The following is a 14,923-nucleotide window of genomic DNA, read 5'->3' as shown; positions in this document are numbered from 1 at the left end:
ACAAGTAGAAGATTCGAAGGAGGTTATTGACATGAAAAAAAGACAACTCGGCTCGAGCGATTTGTTCCTATCAGAAATTAGTTTAGGGGGTATGTCTCTTTCGACAGATAAGGAGAGGGCAGCTGGCATTGTCGATATGGCGTTAGAAGCTGGGATCAATTATTTCGATACAGCTGATTTATATGATTTGGGCGTCAACGAAACAATCATTGGGGAAACTTTAGGAAAACGCCGGCAGGATATTATTTTAGCGACAAAGGTCGGCAATCGCTGGACAGAAGGTGTGGAAGGTTGGCACTGGGATGCCTCTCCTTCTTATATAAAAAAAGCGCTACATGCGAGTTTACAACGACTCGGTACCGATTATATTGATGTCTATCAGCTACATGGAGGCACAATTGAAGACGATTGGGATGGCATTATCAATACATTTGAAGATTTGAAAAAAGATGGGCTGATTCGTGAATACGGTATTTCTTCCGTTCGACCAAACGTGCTACAGCGATTTTTACCAGCAAGTTCGGCGAAAAGTATCATGATGCAGTATAGTGCACTTGACCGTCGTCCTGAAGAGTGGTTCGATTATATCGCAGGCGAAGGCGCTTCGGTCGTTACGCGAGGTACCGTTGCAAAAGGCTTATTGACAAATACTTGGCAAGACCGTTTACAGCCTGGGAATGGCTATAACTCATATACGCCAGATGAGTTAACGACGACATTAGCAGGTTTAGCAACACATTATGACGATTTACACGCGCTAGCGTTAGCGTTTAATCTGAAAGAATCGACTATCGCCTCAACCGTGATTGGTGCAAGCTCACAGGCGCAACTTGCACAAACCCTTACTGCCTATGAAAAATCTATGGAGATACTGGATTTTTATAAAGCCAATGAACTGACAAAATCCGAACTATATCAAGATCACCGATGAAAAAATGGTTTATCTTACTCATTTTTTTAGTCGTACTTATACTATCCTCCAGTATGACATACGAACAGCAGTCTATTATTCCTGAGTTAGAGGAAATTTTGGCGAATAAGCCTTTTGAACAACAATTATCTCGCTTACATATTCCTTATTGGGACACCGTTGTTTCTATTGAAGAACGTGGCTACTTTAAATTTGTAGAATTTTTAATCCGTAAGCTCACACATTTTGTTGGGTTTGGCTGTATAGCACTTGGACTCTATTTTGCATGGGGTAAGCGTCGATATGCTGCGGGTGTTGCTCTCTTTGGCACAACGCTTATTGCTTTGCTTGATGAATATCGCCAAAGTTTTACACCCGGACGCATGATGAGTGCTCAAGATGTAGCAGTCGACACAGCTGGCGCCCTAGTTTTTGTTGGAATTGTCGTGCTAGTGAGGAAAGTACGCAAGGCATGATGTGGATACATCGTCAAAAAACGGCTCATGTTAACAGTAGAAGGGACAGTCCGCATGATGAAGGACTGCCCCATTTTCTCTTATTCACAAATCTTTTTTTAAAGGTTCATTGCTTTCATTAGGTGCTAAGAGCAACCACAATGAGAACGTTATCCTTCTTTGCGACAACATATTTCAAAAAAATCTCCAAAAATATAATTCTTCCGTTTCTTTAAATAATTCTGCTCCTGCTTTTTCTAATACCTTGTGTGAGGCAATATTGTCTTTTTCAGTATCCGCAATCACATACTTAACATCAGGCTGACTGAATAACCAATTTTTCATCGTCTCAATCGTCTCCGTCATATAACCGTTTCCTTGATAGGGTACAAGGGTGTAGTAACCGATTACTACTTCTCCTTTTTCATTTGGAAGTCCCTTAATCATGATGCCACCAACAGTACAGTTTTCATCTTTCAAGACAATTAACCAATTCGTGTACCATATATAATTGCGCTCATCTTCCAATAATTTTGAAAGTCTGAATTTCAATGCTTGTCTAAGTTCTTCATCAAGAAATACTTCTGATTTACTTAATGATAACTCTACTGCCAATCCCTTTTGATGCTCCATTAATAATTTCAGATGCGCAGCGTTTAATGGGATTAATGTTAATCTTTTTGTACGTAATTCAATCATATTTGCTCTCCTATCATAATTTGTAGGTCTTCTAACAAAGACTAAAAACTAATCTATAAAGAGTTATACGTTATTGGCAGCGTCTCCCATTAATTTTTTCTTCATAAAGTGAAGGGATAAAGGATTGATACACACCTGTAATCCCCTATTTGAAGTTTATTTATTTTAGCATTCATATGTTCAACTGTAAATATTTCCAACATATTCGTTGCGTCAGACCTATTATCTTTTTAACATTGAATAAACAAAAGTGTCATGGGCTTTTCCATTTTGATACATATAGTCCCTCAAGATTCCTTCTTGTTGAAAGCCCAGTTTTGTTAATAATTTGTTGGATGCTTCGTTTTCAATAAAAACAACAGCACCAATACGTGTTAGATCTAGTGCCTCAAAACCATAGGATAAAACGCTTGTTACTGCTTCCGTAGTGAAACCATTTCTCCAGTAATCCGGATGTATTTCATAACCAATTTCAGCCCGTTTATGCTTAGGAAGCCATGCATTAAAGCCGATTGTACCTATTATTCCACTGTTGCCTTTTATTTCGATTCCCCAACGAATGCCTCTTTTTTCGGTATAGATTTTCGAAAAAAACTCCACTATCTTTACTGCTTGTTCTACACTTTCCAATGTATCTTGGCCATAAAACCTTGTGACATCATTATTCGAGAAACAATTAAAAATCCCCTGCGCATCCTCTTCCTTAATCTCCCTTAATAGCAGTCTATCTGTTTCTAGCGTAGGAAACATTTCTATTCCTCCTATAAGATTTCATTATTCTACCAACTTTTCTATTGATTCTATATATACTGTCAAAAACCTTTATTACTGACCAATTATCTTTTAATACTACCTATTCTCGTCATCATCAAATGCCACCATTGAGCATAAAACCGCCTATAGTGAGCACATTAAACGTTAGGAGGTGAAAATCCATGCGTAAAAATAACAGTAAGATGATGAACGAAAAAAAGCAAAACCCTTCTGAAATCTTCAAATACAATAATACTAGTAATGACAGTAACCCCGACAATAACCCAAATGAAGAATTTTCTGCTGAATGGGATGCAAAAATAAAAAATAAAATTAATCTAACCAATTACGACACAAATCAACAACCCAACAAAGAAAAATAATAGACAAAACAAAAGCTGAGACCTATAAGAACGCACCTTTACATGAAAACAATTGATAAAGCGGATAAAAAAATAACAGTGAATCCCTATTCGGATTCACTGTTATTCGTTAGAACTTCGAGCCTTTGCCACCGTATTCGTTTAGTAATTCCTCAAACGATTTATTTTTTTCACGTTGCTTACGCTCAAATACTAACTTAGCTTGGCGTTCTTCCTCAGCTGCTTGCTCTTTCGCTGTTAAATCTTGCTTTGCAGCTTTCAACTTAGCAAGCACATCACCACCAAGCTGATCGGCTAATGTCACTGCCTGCTGCTTTGGTAAACCAGCAGTTACGCCATCGGCTACTCGTTGTTGCTGTTTTCGTTTTTTTCCCATTTATTTCACCTTCTATAGTTCAATTACACCTTTGCAGAATGTCATCCAGATTTAACATTCATCTGTGGCATCCGCCTGAGGCTGATTAAGGGCGCTGTACAACTGTTGCTACGCCTTGTCCACCACCGATACATAATGTAGCGAGACCCGTTTTAGCATCGCGTTTTGCCATCTCATGTAATAGCGTAACTAAAATGCGTGCACCACTCGCACCAATCGGGTGACCAAGAGCAATTGCTCCCCCGTTCACATTTAGTTTATCATGATTGAAGCCTAATTCGCGATCAACAGCAATTGATTGTGCCGCAAACGCTTCATTTGCTTCGATTAAATCTACATCTGTTAATGATACATTAGCTTTTGCCAATGCTTTTTTCACCGCAGTTACAGGGCCTGTTCCCATTACCGATGGGTCCACACCTGAACTTGCATTCGCTATAATTTGTGCCAGTGGTTCAATACCAAGCTCTGCCGCCTTTTGTTTCGACATGACAACAACTGCTGCAGCACCATCATTTATGCCAGAAGCATTTGCTGCTGTCACGGAACCTTCCTTTTTAAAAGCTGGACGTAGTTTTGATAATGCCTCGGCTGTAACACCTGCACGTGGGAATTCATCTTTGTCAAAAATAATAGCTTCTCCCTTGCGTTGAGGAATTTCAACGGCTACGATTTCATCACTAAATTTCCCTGCTGCAATCGCCGCTTCTGCCCGTTGCTGTGAGCGTGCTGCAAAAGTATCCTGCTCCTCGCGTGAAATCTCATAAGCGTCACATAAATTTTCTGCTGTAATTCCCATATGATAGTCATTGAAGGCACACCATAAGCCATCATGAATCATCGTATCAACCACCTTTTGGTCGCCCATGCGGAAGCCTTCACGTGCATTTTTTAAGACATATGGTGCTTGGCTCATGTTTTCAAAGCCACCTGCAACGATGATCTCCGCATCTCCAGCTAAAATTGCCTGTGCAGCTAAATGGACTGCCTTTAATCCCGAGCCACACACTTTATTAATTGTTAAAGCAGGCACTTGATGGGGTAAGCCCGCTGCAATCGCTGCTTGCCGTGCTGGATTTTGTCCAAGCCCTGCCGATAAAACATTCCCCATAATGATTTCATCGACTTGTTCACCTGCTACGCCAGCACGTGCTAAAACCTCTTTAATAACGATGCTACCAAGAGTTGTTGCCGGTACATCCTTTAATGTTCCCTGGAATGAACCGATCGCAGTACGCACGGCACTTACAATTACTACCTCGTTTGTCATAATCATTCTCCCCTTTTCCCCGTTCAAAAATCAACACTGCCTGCATATGCTACTAGCAGATATGTATATTTTAACAAATATTTTGACGATTTTCGATAACAGAAATAATCGCACTTTTTTAAAAGTTATTGTAAAATGTTGTCGTGTTTTAAACAATCTTAGTTGGGAACATTACAAGTAAGAAAGTGCTTTCGCGGTTGAGGGCAAACCTTAAACGTGGGGCGCCAATGTCTAGACAACAAAAGAAACAGGATGTGGAGGTGTTTAAGATGAAAAAGAAAATGCTTTTATTTTCAGGTATTACAACGACGCTTGCCGCGGCAGCAACAGGTCTGTTCGGCTTTGCGCTTTCCAATAAATTAATGTACATTCAGCAAAAAGATCCAGAATTTATTCGTGAACGTGAAACATCTGCCAAACGTTTCGATGAAGTCTGGTACAATCAAAATTTTAAATGTGAATTAAATATCGATTCACCCAATGGCTATTCCATTCGAGGCATTATGTTTCAGCCGCTACAAACGAATAATACCATCATCATCTGCCATGGTGTCACGGAAAATAAAATTAACTCCGTCAAATATGCACGGCTTTTTGAACGCCTTGGCTACAATTCCGTTATTTTCGACCACCGTAGACATGGAGACTCAGGTGGTAAAACTACGAGCTATGGCTACTATGAAAAAAACGACCTTGATGCGGTTGTCAAAACCGTTAAAGCAATGATCGGGGACAATGCCATTCTAGGTATTCATGGTGAATCAATGGGTGCTGCAACCATGTTGTTGTATGCAGGAACTGTAGAAGATGGTGCTGATTTTTACATTTCCGACTGTGCATTTTCAGATTTTTCGATGCTACTTAGACAAATTGCTAAAACGGAATTTAAGTATGGCTCCATCATTCCAATTGGATTTGCAGATTTTTTTGTACGCCTTCGAGATGGTTATTCGTTTAAAAGCGTCACGCCTGCAGAAGCCGTTACACATATTGAGAAGCCCGTACTCTTTATCCATAGTATTCCTGATACGTTTATTCCGGCTTCAATGTCATTGGATTTATATCATAAAAAGATGGGTACAAAAAAATTAAAACTTTTTGATCTGGGGGCTCACGCACAGTCCTTTAATGAAAATATGGATGAATATGAGGAACTAATACATGAATTTTTAGAAAGTTTCATCTATCAAAAAATCAAGCATGATTCTTCATCGTCTAATGTCATTCCATTTCACTTTTAAAGGGTAATGATTTTTCTGATAAAAGCTGGCCTTTCATGCAGAATGGAGCTATCTCAAAATTATGAGACAGCTCCATTTGTTGTTTTTATTCGGCGAAAACGATATGCCATTCATCGCGTTTTGCTAAAAATTCTTGTGCTAATGCTTGTGCACCTTTAAGGCTATGGCTTGCTGCCCAGCCACACTGCACTTCATTGCAAGCAGGTACCGCTGTTGCTTTTGTAACATCCGTAAATGTTTTTTCTAAAATATTTAACAAATCCTCATAATCATTGTGATTTATTAATGAGACGTAGAAACCCGTTTGACATCCCATTGGACTAAAATCAACGATATTATCTGAGTAATTTCGGATAATGTCCGCCGATAAATGCTCTAAGGAATGTAAAGCTGGCATATTCATATGTTCCTTGTTTGGTTGTTTGAAGCGAATATCGTATTTGTATACTTCATCGCCATTTTTTCCTGCTTTTACTCCCGCTAAACGAACATACGGTGCCTGTACTTTCGTATGATCTAAATCAAAGCTCTCTACATTTGTTTTTTCTTTTTGCAAAACGAACAACTCCTTTTTGTCTATTATTTCTATTATAACGAGTTTTCCAATAGAATTATATGATTTTTATGAATTTTACAAAAAGAAGGGCCGCTCCACTTATCTTAAATCACCAAAGAAAAAAGCAACTAGCTTGGCTTAGACTAGTTGCTCCTTAAAAATCCCCATTTATTTTTGGACTTTATTCATTTGTGCCATCATTTGACGTACTTGCTTTTCAGACGGAGTACGACCCATTTGTGCCATCATCATACGAATCATTTGTTCATTAATTGGTGGGTTTTCTTTTAAATATTTCATCATAGCTTGACGAGCGAAATAGAAACCAAGCGCTGCCCCTGCTGCTAAAGCAATAATTACAATAATAATCCAAATCCAAGTTGCCATATTGCCAACCTCCTCCACTAACAATATACCGAGAAAAAACTCTCCACGCTCCATTATACACGAAATAGTAGCGTGTTACTATATATTGTCGTGAAAATTCCTAGTGCATGGTATACTTCATCGGCTTTAGCCAACCGCACTCATTTTCTTGTTTATTAAAAGCAATAAAGCGATCACTCATTTTTGCAAGCATCTGAAATAGATCCAAATCTAGCATGCGTGAACCCTCACAATAGACGCAGATTTTACGCTCCACTAAATAAATGGCCATTTTCCCTTTTATCGGGTGTTCTAAAAATAAAGCATTGCGAGCTTTTTCTAAATGGGCATACTTTGAATCTAACTGCGCTTCTAGCATGGCAGCAATTTCTTCGAAACCAATTGTTTCACATATATATGCGAGTTCCTTTAAGGATTTCTCATTGGCGTCTTCACAGCCCTGCATCATTTCTAATAACTTACGCTCTCTGCCGAAAATAAACGTTAAATGCTCTTCTTTTATTTTATAGATGGAATAGGTTCTCACCAGAAATCCCCCTTCGCTCAGTTTCTTTATCGTAAGTATAGCCTATTCAAACTCGTTAATTTGTCAAACGAAGGAGGCATTCATCTTCTATTTTTGTCGAAAACCTTCTAGTTTCGGCTTCTTACAATTACCTCAGCCTCTAGACCTAGAAGAAAATCCATTTCCAGTCCGTTTTAGCAAAGCTTTCAAACAGGTAGTATTAAGGTACAAACGAAAGGAGCTAACATTATATGAAAAAATTTCTTTTACTAACAAGCGGCATTATCGCAGCATGTGTCGCACTTGCCTTAATCGGACCACTTGCAGGTCTATTATTTTCAGGCGTACTGGTAGCACTCGGTATGCACTTCTACATCGCAAGCAAATCGACATTCACCAAAATAATTTGGGCCACAGTTGGGCTTATCGGTGTTCTCTCAGCAGTATCCAACATCCCAGCAATGGTAGGTCTAGCAGCAATCGCCATTATCTATGTGATCTATAAAAAATGGAATGGCGAAGATGTAAAAATCCCAACAGTTGAAGCCAAAGAGGAAGACCCATTTACTAACTTCGAAAAAGAATGGTCAAATTTAACGAAATAAAAGGAGCGAATTAACATGAACTTATTCCAACGTTTTAGATACACAATAGAGGCAGACTTACATCAAGTATTTGATAAGAAGGAACAAAAAAATCCAATTGCGATGTTAAACCAATATATTCGTGAAGCGGAGAAACAAACAGAACAAACTGGCAAATTATTAGAGCGCCAAGGTCAGCTTAAAGAAAAGCTAGAAGTGGAATTCAAGGAAAACGCAGAGTTACTAGCAAAACGTGAAGCTCAGCTACAATTAGCAATTACAAGCAGCGAGCAAGATTTAATTGAATTCGCTACAGATGAAGTAGCAGCATACACAGCTCGCAAAAACACATTACAATCGAGCATTGAGTCAAGCACTCGCGAGTACTTTGAGCTTGAGCGTAAATTCGAAACAATGAAGCACAAAATTAAAGATATGAAGGTTCGTCAGTTACAACTGATGGGCAAAGAAAATGTGACAAGAGCGCATCATCAAATGGACGGCATGCTTGCCAAAAACAATAAAACCAATTTCGAGGATTTAGAATCATACATCGATAAGCTGGCATTCCAAATTGATAAAGATCATGAAGTCACGACTTTTGAGGCACGCCTTGCAGCACTCGAAAAAAATGCAACAGATGATAGCTCACCATTACTAATTGAAAACAAATAACATGTTATAATGGAAAGAAATGCGCCACATTTAGCGGCGCATTCTTTCATGTTTTATATTAGAGGGATATTAATTCCCTCTCTCATACTATTTAGTAGAAAGTAGGTGTCCCTCTTGCAAAATTTCACAACAAATAAACTCACATTTTGGGTACTGTGCTTCTTTTTACTCGTTTTTGTGGAGCTCACAATTTTTAATAATGGCGGTGCTTTTTGTTTATTGATTGGGGCTGTACTACTTTATTTAAGCTTTTCAAAAAATGTACGATTTTTCAAATGGACAGGAATTTTCTTTATTGCGATTGCACTCTTTACGATGTGGAGTTTGCGCCTATTTATTGTCTTACTGCTCTTATACATGCTGTACCATTATTTGCAAAAAGAAAATGAACCTAAAGTGGTAACATTAGAATTTGAAAAGCTTCCCGCAAGTAAAAATGATATATTTGGCACAATGCCTGCACCTGTAGAAGCTTATAAATGGCAGGATGTACAAATTCAACGACTTGCAGGTGACATTACAATTGATACAACACAAACGATTTTACCAGCCGGCACAAGCCTTATTACAATACGACAAGGGATCGGCAAAGTACAAGTTTATGTCCCTTATGAAATACCATTCCGGTTGCATTATACGACGCTGTTTGGAGAGTTAACATGCTTGCATACTGGTCCGCAGCGACTCCTTAATGAAAGTGTAGTTTTCTCTGACGGAAACCCTGAGGATGCGAAGCGTACACTTGTGATTCATGTGGCTACATGGCTTGGAGATTTGGAGGTGTTGCGAAAATGATTGCCTTTCTTTCAAGAGTATTTACCTTGTTCTTCATATTAATAGGTGCTGCATTCGGCCTCCTTTTTGCTTTGTGGGGCGAACCAAACGAGAAAGTTTGGCAACCTTTATGGCAACAAAATTACGATAATATTCCGTTAGGCGGCGTTATTGTACTTAGTCTATTTGCACTTAGTCTACTAATTTCGAGCTGGATTAGTATGACGGCTAGGGCGCGAGAGGCGCAAGCAACCCGCTTTGTAAAGGAATTAGTCGAGCCGGATTTTATGCTACCGAAAAAACAGACACTACCGAAACCACTGAAAAAAGCACTTACGCAAACAAGTGAGCTCATCGATACACAACGGAAAAGCCTACAACGCCTTTCCAATGAACGAGCTGAAGCCAATGATAAAATTATACAAGAACGCATTATTGCCGAACGTCAACGTCTTGCGCGCGAGCTCCATGACTCAGTATCCCAACAATTATTCGCTGCTTCGATGTTGCTCTCTGCATTAACAGAAAGTGATGAAAACGCCAAAAGCTTAAAGCAGGTAGAGAAAGTTGTTCAGCAGGCCCAGCTTGAAATGCGCGCATTGTTATTACATTTACGGCCTGTTGCGCTGCATAATAAAACCCTCGCACAGGGCTTAGAAGAACTAATTATCGAACTACAGCAAAAGGTCTATTTCCATATTGAGTATGAGCTAGAGGAAATGGCTTTAACTAAAGCAGAGGAAGATCATTTATTCCGCATTGCGCAGGAAGCTCTATCGAATACATTGCGCCATTCAAAGGCCACTGAGGTTGAATTACTACTCGTTGCCCGAGATGATTTAGCCATTTTACGTATTCAGGATAATGGTCTCGGCTTTGATGTCGAAACTGATAAATCGACTTCCTATGGCCTACAAAATATTGCTGAACGTGCTGTTGAGATTGGTTGTACGTACAAAATTGTTTCTGTACCTGGAGAAGGTACGATTGTGGAGGTAAAAGTCCCATTGCACAAGGAGGTTGTTGAAGTTGATTCAAGTATTAATAGTGGATGACCACGAGATGGTCCGCATAGGCGTGTCTGCCTATCTGTCAGCACAGTCTGACATTACCGTTGTCGGTGAAGCTGAAAATGGTGTGGAGGCTGTTGAACAAGCCCTCGCACTGCGTCCGGACATTATTCTAATGGACAATGTCATGCCTATTATGACCGGTGCGGAGGCGACTGTTAAAATTTTAGAAACATGGCCAGAGGCGAAAATTATGATGGTCACAAGTTTTTTAGATGATGACAAAGTCTATCCAGCACTAGAGGCTGGTGCTGTTAGCTATATTTTGAAAACATCGAACGCCAAACAAATTGCCGACGCTATCCGTAAAACAATTGGCGGTGAAACGGTATTGGAGCCAGAAGTAACTTCTAAAATGATGCATCGTATGCGTCACGGTTCAAACATTCCACTCTATGAGCAGCTAACCGACCGTGAAATGGAAGTATTACTGCTGATGGCGAAAGGCAAAGCAAACCAGGAGATTGCTGATGACTTATACATTGCTTTAAAAACTGTCAAAACACATGTCAGCAATATCTTAGCTAAGCTGGATGTACAGGACCGCACACAAGCCGTTGTCTATGCATTCCAAAATGGTTTGGCGAAGTAGATTTTTTTCGGTTTCACAAAGTTTTCAGCGTAATATGTGATTTTATCAGCGATTTTTGATGCGCTATCAGCGATTTTACAATTTGAAGCTGCACTAAAAAAGATCCATGAATGTCATGGATCTTTTCACAATATCTAGGTATTTTAAACCACAACTAAGTGAGGATTTCTTTTAACTCATTCACACTATGAACAATATATGTCGCCTTTGCATCCACCAATTCTTCAAGAGAACCATATCCATAAGTAACACCAATAGAATCGATATGGTTTTCATTCGCCCCAATCAGATCGTATTTACGGTCACCAACCATAATAAATTGGTCTTCATTAAATTCACTAAAATACGCCAGTACATCAGCAATGATGTCTCCTTTTGCTGATCGCGTACCATCTAAATTACTGCCAACGATTAATTCAAAGAATTGCGCAAGGTTGAAGTGATTTAATATTTGTTCGGCAAATACAGTTGGCTTTGAAGTAGCCACTGCTAATCTATACCCCTGCTTCTTTAAATGTTCGAGTAACGTCGTTATATGTTGATATAGTTGATTCTCAAACATCCCTTTGTCTGTAAAACGTTCACGATAGTATGTAATTGCTTGATTTATTAAAGCATCATCCAAACCATAAATCTCTTTAAATGATACTTGCAATGGAGGACCAATAAAAGTTTCAAGCTTATCTAAATCCCTTTCAACAATATCCATCTTCTCCAACGCATATTGAACGGACTTCGTTATGCCTATTTTAGGATCCGATAACGTTCCATCTAAATCAACTAAAACAACGCTATACTTTTTCATTTTCACCCATCCTTTTTCGCTTACTAGTGTTACGATCTTCTATATTTGATTTATCGAATTGATTGATAAACTTTTGAGCCAAACTCGCGAATATCTTACATAAATCCTTCGGGTGAACCAAAACGATTAAAACCTCTTACAGCTACAATATTCTTTGGTGGTATATCCAATAATGCTACACTCGTATACCCAAGTAATTGAAAACTTCCTTCAGGTAAAATGGGACTTACCGCTGTAACCCCGACGTTTAGCATTGGATAATTGTTCAACTCTACATCTTTATACTATCATTGTATATAGTGCAGATAATACTACCATATAAACTTCCATCCTGCGGAGATGTGAATAATATCAAATTACGAAACCTTTCATTTCCATAATCGTTGTTATTTGTTAACGGGAGGAGATTACTTGGACAGTCGTTTTACGTACGATAACTTCGTTAGTGATAAATCATTTACTTTGCTTGAACCAATTTTTGAAGTCATTGTTCTATACTCGGTTTTAATGCTTATCATTGCCATAATAAAAAAAATGCCGATTTGGTTTTGTTTACTCTTCGCTAGCCTAACGGTGATTGTCTCAGGACAGCTACTTTGGTTTAGTGGCATTATTGTCGATGAACTGAGTCTTGGTGGCAATTCAAAGGACTTCTATTGCTTTGTTGCAACGGTCATTTTACAAAGTGCAGCCGTCTTGATGAGCTTGTATAAATCTTCAAAAAACGAAAAAATACCGCAGCGCTCGATTGACAGTTAACCCATCATTGAGCATTGCGGTATTTTAAATTTATATTAGAAATTATAGCGCTTTAACTTTAGCTACAACATTTTCGACTGTAAATCCGTATTTCTCCATCACTAACTCACCAGGTGCAGATGCGCCGAACTTGTCGATTGCAAGTACATCACCCTCGAAGCCTGTGTATTTGTGCCAGCCAAATGATGCACCCATTTCAATAGCAAGACGTTTTGTCACTGCTTTTGGCAGTACAGATTCTTTGTAAACTGCGTCTTGTTTTTCGAAGCGATCCATTGATGGCATTGACACAACTGCTACATCCAAACCTTCAGCTTTTAACGCTTTTTGTGCTTCAATTGCAAGTGAAACTTCCGAACCAGTTGCAATTAGAAGTGCATCTGCGATTTCTTTAGAAGCTGGAGAAACTGTGTATGCACCTTTTGCTACGCCCTCGCGCACTGTATCGATCGATGCGTTGAGCACTGGTAAGTTTTGACGAGATAACACTAAAACAGTAGGTGTTTTTTCAGAAGCTACTGCAAGCTCCCAAGCAACAGCAGATTCGTTCGCATCTGCTGGACGAACTACAGATAGGTTTGGCATTGCGCGTAATGATGCTAAGTGCTCGATTGGTTCATGTGTTGGACCATCTTCACCTACAGCAATCGAATCATGTGTGAATACATATGTCACAGGTAGACCCATTAACGCAGAAAGTCGTACAGCAGGTCGAATATAATCAGAGAATACGAAGAACGTACCGCCAAAGACATTCACACCACCGTGTAGTGCCATACCGTTCATTGCTGCGCCCATTGCGAATTCACGTACACCAAACCAAATATTACGGCCCGCATAGTTTTCTGCTGAGAAGTCGCCAGCGCCTTTCATAGTTGTTTTGTTTGAGCCAGCAAGGTCAGCTGAACCACCGAAGAATGAAGGTGTTTTCTTTGCGATAGCATTGATTGCATCACCTGAAGAAGAACGAGTTGCGACAGATTTACCAACTTCATATACTGGTAATTCTGATGCGAAATCTTCTGGTAATTTACCGTTCATTGCATTTTCGAATTGTGCCGCTAATTCTGGGAACTCAGCTTTATATGCTTCGAATTTTTCATTCCAAGCAGCTTCTGGTTGAGCTCCTTGCTCTACTGTTGCTGCGTTAAATGTGTCATACACTTCAGCAGGAATTTGGAATGGCTCATGTGCCCATTCATATGCCGCCTTCGTTAAGACAACTTCATCCGTTCCAAGTGGCGCACCGTGTGAATCTGATTTACCTGATTTATTTGGTGAGCCAAAACCGATTACTGTTTTTACTTCAATAAGTGTTGGCTTGCCTGTTGATTTTTTCGCTTCTTCAATAGCAGTGTTAATCTCTGCTACATCTGTACCGTCTGCTACTTTTAAGTAGTTCCAGCCATATGATTCAAAGCGTTTTTGCACGTTTTCTGAGAATGATTTTTCTAAATCACCATCTAATGAAATATCATTTGAATCGTACAGCACGATTAATTTTTCAAGCTGTAAGTGACCAGCTAAAGAAATAGCTTCAGCTGCAACACCTTCCATTAAGTCGCCGTCGCCGCAAAGTGCAAATGTGTAGTGATCGACGATATCATGACCTGGCTTGTTGTAAGTAGCTGCTAAATGGCGCTCAGCCATTGCCATACCAACTGTCATGGCAATACCTTGGCCTAGAGGACCTGTTGTTGCCTCTACCCCAACTGTATGACCATATTCCGGATGTCCTGGTGTTAATGAATCCCATTGACGGAAGTTTTGAATTTCTTCCATTGGTAAGCCGTAGCCACCAAGGTGAAGTAGGCTGTATAAAAGCATCGAGCCATGGCCTGCAGAAAGTACGAAACGATCGCGGTTATACCATTTTGGATTTGCCGGATTGTGGCGAAGTTGTTTTGTCCAAAGCGTATAAGCCATTGGCGCTGCCCCCATTGGTAATCCTGGGTGACCTGAATTTGCTTTTTCAATCGCATCGATTGACAATGTTCGGATAGCATTAATCGCTAGTTGATCCGCATGTTGAGTCATTATGTTGTGACATCCTTTCTCGTCCTATATATTGTTCTTCTACAGTTTAGTCAACATTGCCTAAGAAAACAATGGTTTTGTTATACTATTTG

Annotated in this window: 20 protein-coding genes; 10 read left to right on the top strand and 10 right to left on the bottom strand. The window is 39.5% G+C overall.

From position 1 onward, the window contains the following. Nucleotides 1-31: 31 nt before the first annotated feature. Both ACQKII_RS16505 and ACQKII_RS16500 read left to right on the top strand, forming a co-directional pair. Nucleotides 32-931 (top strand): aldo/keto reductase, encoded by a 900-nt coding sequence (locus ACQKII_RS16505; protein ID WP_427461037.1) that lies wholly within the window; start codon nt 32-34, stop codon nt 929-931. Then, a complete protein-coding gene (locus ACQKII_RS16500) occupies nt 928-1,386 on the top strand; it encodes a VanZ family protein (RefSeq protein WP_427461035.1) in 459 nt (152 codons plus the stop codon). The genes ACQKII_RS16505 and ACQKII_RS16500 overlap by 4 nt, the downstream gene beginning before the upstream one ends. 174 nt (nt 1,387-1,560) lie before the next feature. Here the strand turns inward: ACQKII_RS16500 and ACQKII_RS16495 are convergent, their stop codons facing one another. Both ACQKII_RS16495 and ACQKII_RS16490 read right to left on the bottom strand, forming a co-directional pair. Continuing rightward, complete coding sequence (locus tag ACQKII_RS16495; RefSeq protein WP_427461034.1) at nt 1,561-2,064, bottom strand: GNAT family N-acetyltransferase; 504 nt, start codon at nt 2,062-2,064, stop codon at nt 1,561-1,563. A gap of 222 nt (nt 2,065-2,286) precedes the next feature. Then, nucleotides 2,287-2,814, bottom strand: a complete 528-nt coding sequence (locus ACQKII_RS16490; protein ID WP_427461032.1) for a GNAT family N-acetyltransferase — start codon at nt 2,812-2,814, stop codon at nt 2,287-2,289. Between the two features lie 185 nt (nt 2,815-2,999). Here ACQKII_RS16490 and ACQKII_RS16485 point away from each other — a divergent pair, with 185 nt between their 5' ends. Next, a complete protein-coding gene (locus ACQKII_RS16485; RefSeq protein ID WP_427461030.1) occupies nt 3,000-3,200 on the top strand; it encodes a hypothetical protein in 201 nt (66 codons plus the stop codon). A 109-nt stretch (nt 3,201-3,309) separates the two neighbouring features. Here the strand turns inward: ACQKII_RS16485 and ACQKII_RS16480 are convergent, their stop codons facing one another. After that, complete coding sequence (locus ACQKII_RS16480) at nt 3,310-3,576, bottom strand: YqkE family protein (RefSeq protein ID WP_427461028.1); 267 nt, start codon at nt 3,574-3,576, stop codon at nt 3,310-3,312. An 85-nt stretch (nt 3,577-3,661) separates the two neighbouring features. Further along, the gene (locus ACQKII_RS16475) at nt 3,662-4,846 is read right to left on the bottom strand and encodes an acetyl-CoA C-acetyltransferase (protein ID WP_427461027.1); all 1,185 of its coding nucleotides are present in this window, start codon (nt 4,844-4,846) and stop codon (nt 3,662-3,664) included. Between the two features lie 269 nt (nt 4,847-5,115). Between ACQKII_RS16475 and ACQKII_RS16470 the strand changes: the two genes are divergently transcribed. Further along, the gene (locus ACQKII_RS16470; protein WP_427461025.1) at nt 5,116-6,087 is read left to right on the top strand and encodes an alpha/beta hydrolase; all 972 of its coding nucleotides are present in this window, start codon (nt 5,116-5,118) and stop codon (nt 6,085-6,087) included. An 85-nt stretch (nt 6,088-6,172) separates the two neighbouring features. On the opposite strand, the gene ACQKII_RS16465 is transcribed toward ACQKII_RS16470, so the two are convergent. From ACQKII_RS16465 to sirA, 3 genes are all read right to left on the bottom strand, one after another. Then, nucleotides 6,173-6,643: an S-ribosylhomocysteine lyase gene (locus ACQKII_RS16465; RefSeq protein WP_427461023.1), complete on the bottom strand. Its 471-nt coding sequence runs from the start codon at nt 6,641-6,643 to the stop codon at nt 6,173-6,175. 168 nt (nt 6,644-6,811) lie between these two features. Then, nucleotides 6,812-7,030 carry a YneF family protein gene (locus tag ACQKII_RS16460; protein WP_010858628.1) on the bottom strand — a complete coding sequence of 73 codons (219 nt, stop codon included), beginning with the start codon at nt 7,028-7,030 and terminating at the stop codon, nt 6,812-6,814. Between the two features lie 100 nt (nt 7,031-7,130). After that, entirely contained in the window at nt 7,131-7,556 is a 426-nt protein-coding gene (gene sirA, locus ACQKII_RS16455) for a sporulation inhibitor of replication protein SirA (RefSeq protein ID WP_427461021.1), read from the bottom strand. Between the two features lie 230 nt (nt 7,557-7,786). Between sirA and ACQKII_RS16450 the strand changes: the two genes are divergently transcribed. The 5 genes from ACQKII_RS16450 to ACQKII_RS16430 all read left to right on the top strand — a co-directional run bounded on the left by ACQKII_RS16450 (nt 7,787) and on the right by ACQKII_RS16430 (nt 11,230). Then, the gene (locus ACQKII_RS16450) at nt 7,787-8,140 is read left to right on the top strand and encodes an ABC transporter permease (protein WP_427461019.1); all 354 of its coding nucleotides are present in this window, start codon (nt 7,787-7,789) and stop codon (nt 8,138-8,140) included. Between the two features lie 15 nt (nt 8,141-8,155). Further along, nucleotides 8,156-8,794 carry a PspA/IM30 family protein gene (locus tag ACQKII_RS16445; protein WP_427461017.1) on the top strand — a complete coding sequence of 213 codons (639 nt, stop codon included), beginning with the start codon at nt 8,156-8,158 and terminating at the stop codon, nt 8,792-8,794. A gap of 114 nt (nt 8,795-8,908) precedes the next feature. Next, the gene (gene liaF / locus ACQKII_RS16440) at nt 8,909-9,589 is read left to right on the top strand and encodes a cell wall-active antibiotics response protein LiaF (RefSeq protein WP_427461015.1); all 681 of its coding nucleotides are present in this window, start codon (nt 8,909-8,911) and stop codon (nt 9,587-9,589) included. Further along, nucleotides 9,586-10,623: a sensor histidine kinase gene (locus ACQKII_RS16435; protein WP_427461105.1), complete on the top strand. Its 1,038-nt coding sequence runs from the start codon at nt 9,586-9,588 to the stop codon at nt 10,621-10,623. The genes liaF and ACQKII_RS16435 overlap by 4 nt, the downstream gene beginning before the upstream one ends. Continuing rightward, nucleotides 10,598-11,230: a response regulator gene (locus ACQKII_RS16430; protein ID WP_427461013.1), complete on the top strand. Its 633-nt coding sequence runs from the start codon at nt 10,598-10,600 to the stop codon at nt 11,228-11,230. The genes ACQKII_RS16435 and ACQKII_RS16430 overlap by 26 nt, the downstream gene beginning before the upstream one ends. Before the next feature lie 154 nt (nt 11,231-11,384). On the opposite strand, the gene ACQKII_RS16425 is transcribed toward ACQKII_RS16430, so the two are convergent. Both ACQKII_RS16425 and ACQKII_RS16420 read right to left on the bottom strand, forming a co-directional pair. Next, the gene (locus ACQKII_RS16425) at nt 11,385-12,035 is read right to left on the bottom strand and encodes an HAD family hydrolase (RefSeq protein WP_427461011.1); all 651 of its coding nucleotides are present in this window, start codon (nt 12,033-12,035) and stop codon (nt 11,385-11,387) included. A 95-nt stretch (nt 12,036-12,130) separates the two neighbouring features. Beyond that, nucleotides 12,131-12,304, bottom strand: a complete 174-nt coding sequence (locus ACQKII_RS16420; RefSeq protein WP_427461009.1) for a hypothetical protein — start codon at nt 12,302-12,304, stop codon at nt 12,131-12,133. A 142-nt stretch (nt 12,305-12,446) separates the two neighbouring features. On the opposite strand from ACQKII_RS16420, the gene ACQKII_RS16415 reads away from it, so the two are divergent. Beyond that, nucleotides 12,447-12,794, top strand: coding sequence for a hypothetical protein (locus ACQKII_RS16415; protein ID WP_427461008.1), 348 nt, complete (start codon nt 12,447-12,449; stop codon nt 12,792-12,794). Nucleotides 12,795-12,836: 42 nt separating this feature from the next. Here the strand turns inward: ACQKII_RS16415 and tkt are convergent, their stop codons facing one another. Next, nucleotides 12,837-14,831, bottom strand: coding sequence for a transketolase (gene tkt, locus ACQKII_RS16410; RefSeq protein WP_427461005.1), 1,995 nt, complete (start codon nt 14,829-14,831; stop codon nt 12,837-12,839). Nucleotides 14,832-14,923 lie beyond the last annotated feature (92 nt).

This window comes from Lysinibacillus sp. NPDC048646, from assembly GCF_050272295.1.
Lineage (GTDB): Bacteria > Bacillota > Bacilli > Bacillales_A > Planococcaceae > Lysinibacillus.
This window is presented reverse-complemented; position numbering and strand designations above follow the sequence as displayed.

Excerpts from the sequence above, each read along its gene's own strand:
- tkt (WP_427461005.1), bottom strand. The coding sequence starts at position 14,831 with ATGACTCAACATGCGGATCAACTAGCGATTAATGCTATCCGAACATTG.
- ACQKII_RS16480 (WP_427461028.1), bottom strand. The coding sequence starts at position 3,576 with ATGGGAAAAAAACGAAAACAGCAACAACGAGTAGCCGATGGCGTAACT.
- ACQKII_RS16470 (WP_427461025.1), top strand. The coding sequence starts at position 5,116 with ATGAAAAAGAAAATGCTTTTATTTTCAGGTATTACAACGACGCTTGCC.
- ACQKII_RS16445 (WP_427461017.1), top strand. The coding sequence starts at position 8,156 with ATGAACTTATTCCAACGTTTTAGATACACAATAGAGGCAGACTTACAT.
- ACQKII_RS16485 (WP_427461030.1), top strand. The coding sequence starts at position 3,000 with ATGCGTAAAAATAACAGTAAGATGATGAACGAAAAAAAGCAAAACCCT.
- ACQKII_RS16450 (WP_427461019.1), top strand. The coding sequence starts at position 7,787 with ATGAAAAAATTTCTTTTACTAACAAGCGGCATTATCGCAGCATGTGTC.
- ACQKII_RS16425 (WP_427461011.1), bottom strand. The coding sequence starts at position 12,035 with ATGAAAAAGTATAGCGTTGTTTTAGTTGATTTAGATGGAACGTTATCG.
- ACQKII_RS16490 (WP_427461032.1), bottom strand. The coding sequence starts at position 2,814 with ATGTTTCCTACGCTAGAAACAGATAGACTGCTATTAAGGGAGATTAAG.
- ACQKII_RS16460 (WP_010858628.1), bottom strand. The coding sequence starts at position 7,030 with ATGGCAACTTGGATTTGGATTATTATTGTAATTATTGCTTTAGCAGCA.
- ACQKII_RS16435 (WP_427461105.1), top strand. The coding sequence starts at position 9,586 with ATGATTGCCTTTCTTTCAAGAGTATTTACCTTGTTCTTCATATTAATA.
- ACQKII_RS16495 (WP_427461034.1), bottom strand. The coding sequence starts at position 2,064 with ATGATTGAATTACGTACAAAAAGATTAACATTAATCCCATTAAACGCT.
- ACQKII_RS16505 (WP_427461037.1), top strand. The coding sequence starts at position 32 with ATGAAAAAAAGACAACTCGGCTCGAGCGATTTGTTCCTATCAGAAATT.
- ACQKII_RS16500 (WP_427461035.1), top strand. The coding sequence starts at position 928 with ATGAAAAAATGGTTTATCTTACTCATTTTTTTAGTCGTACTTATACTA.
- ACQKII_RS16475 (WP_427461027.1), bottom strand. The coding sequence starts at position 4,846 with ATGACAAACGAGGTAGTAATTGTAAGTGCCGTGCGTACTGCGATCGGT.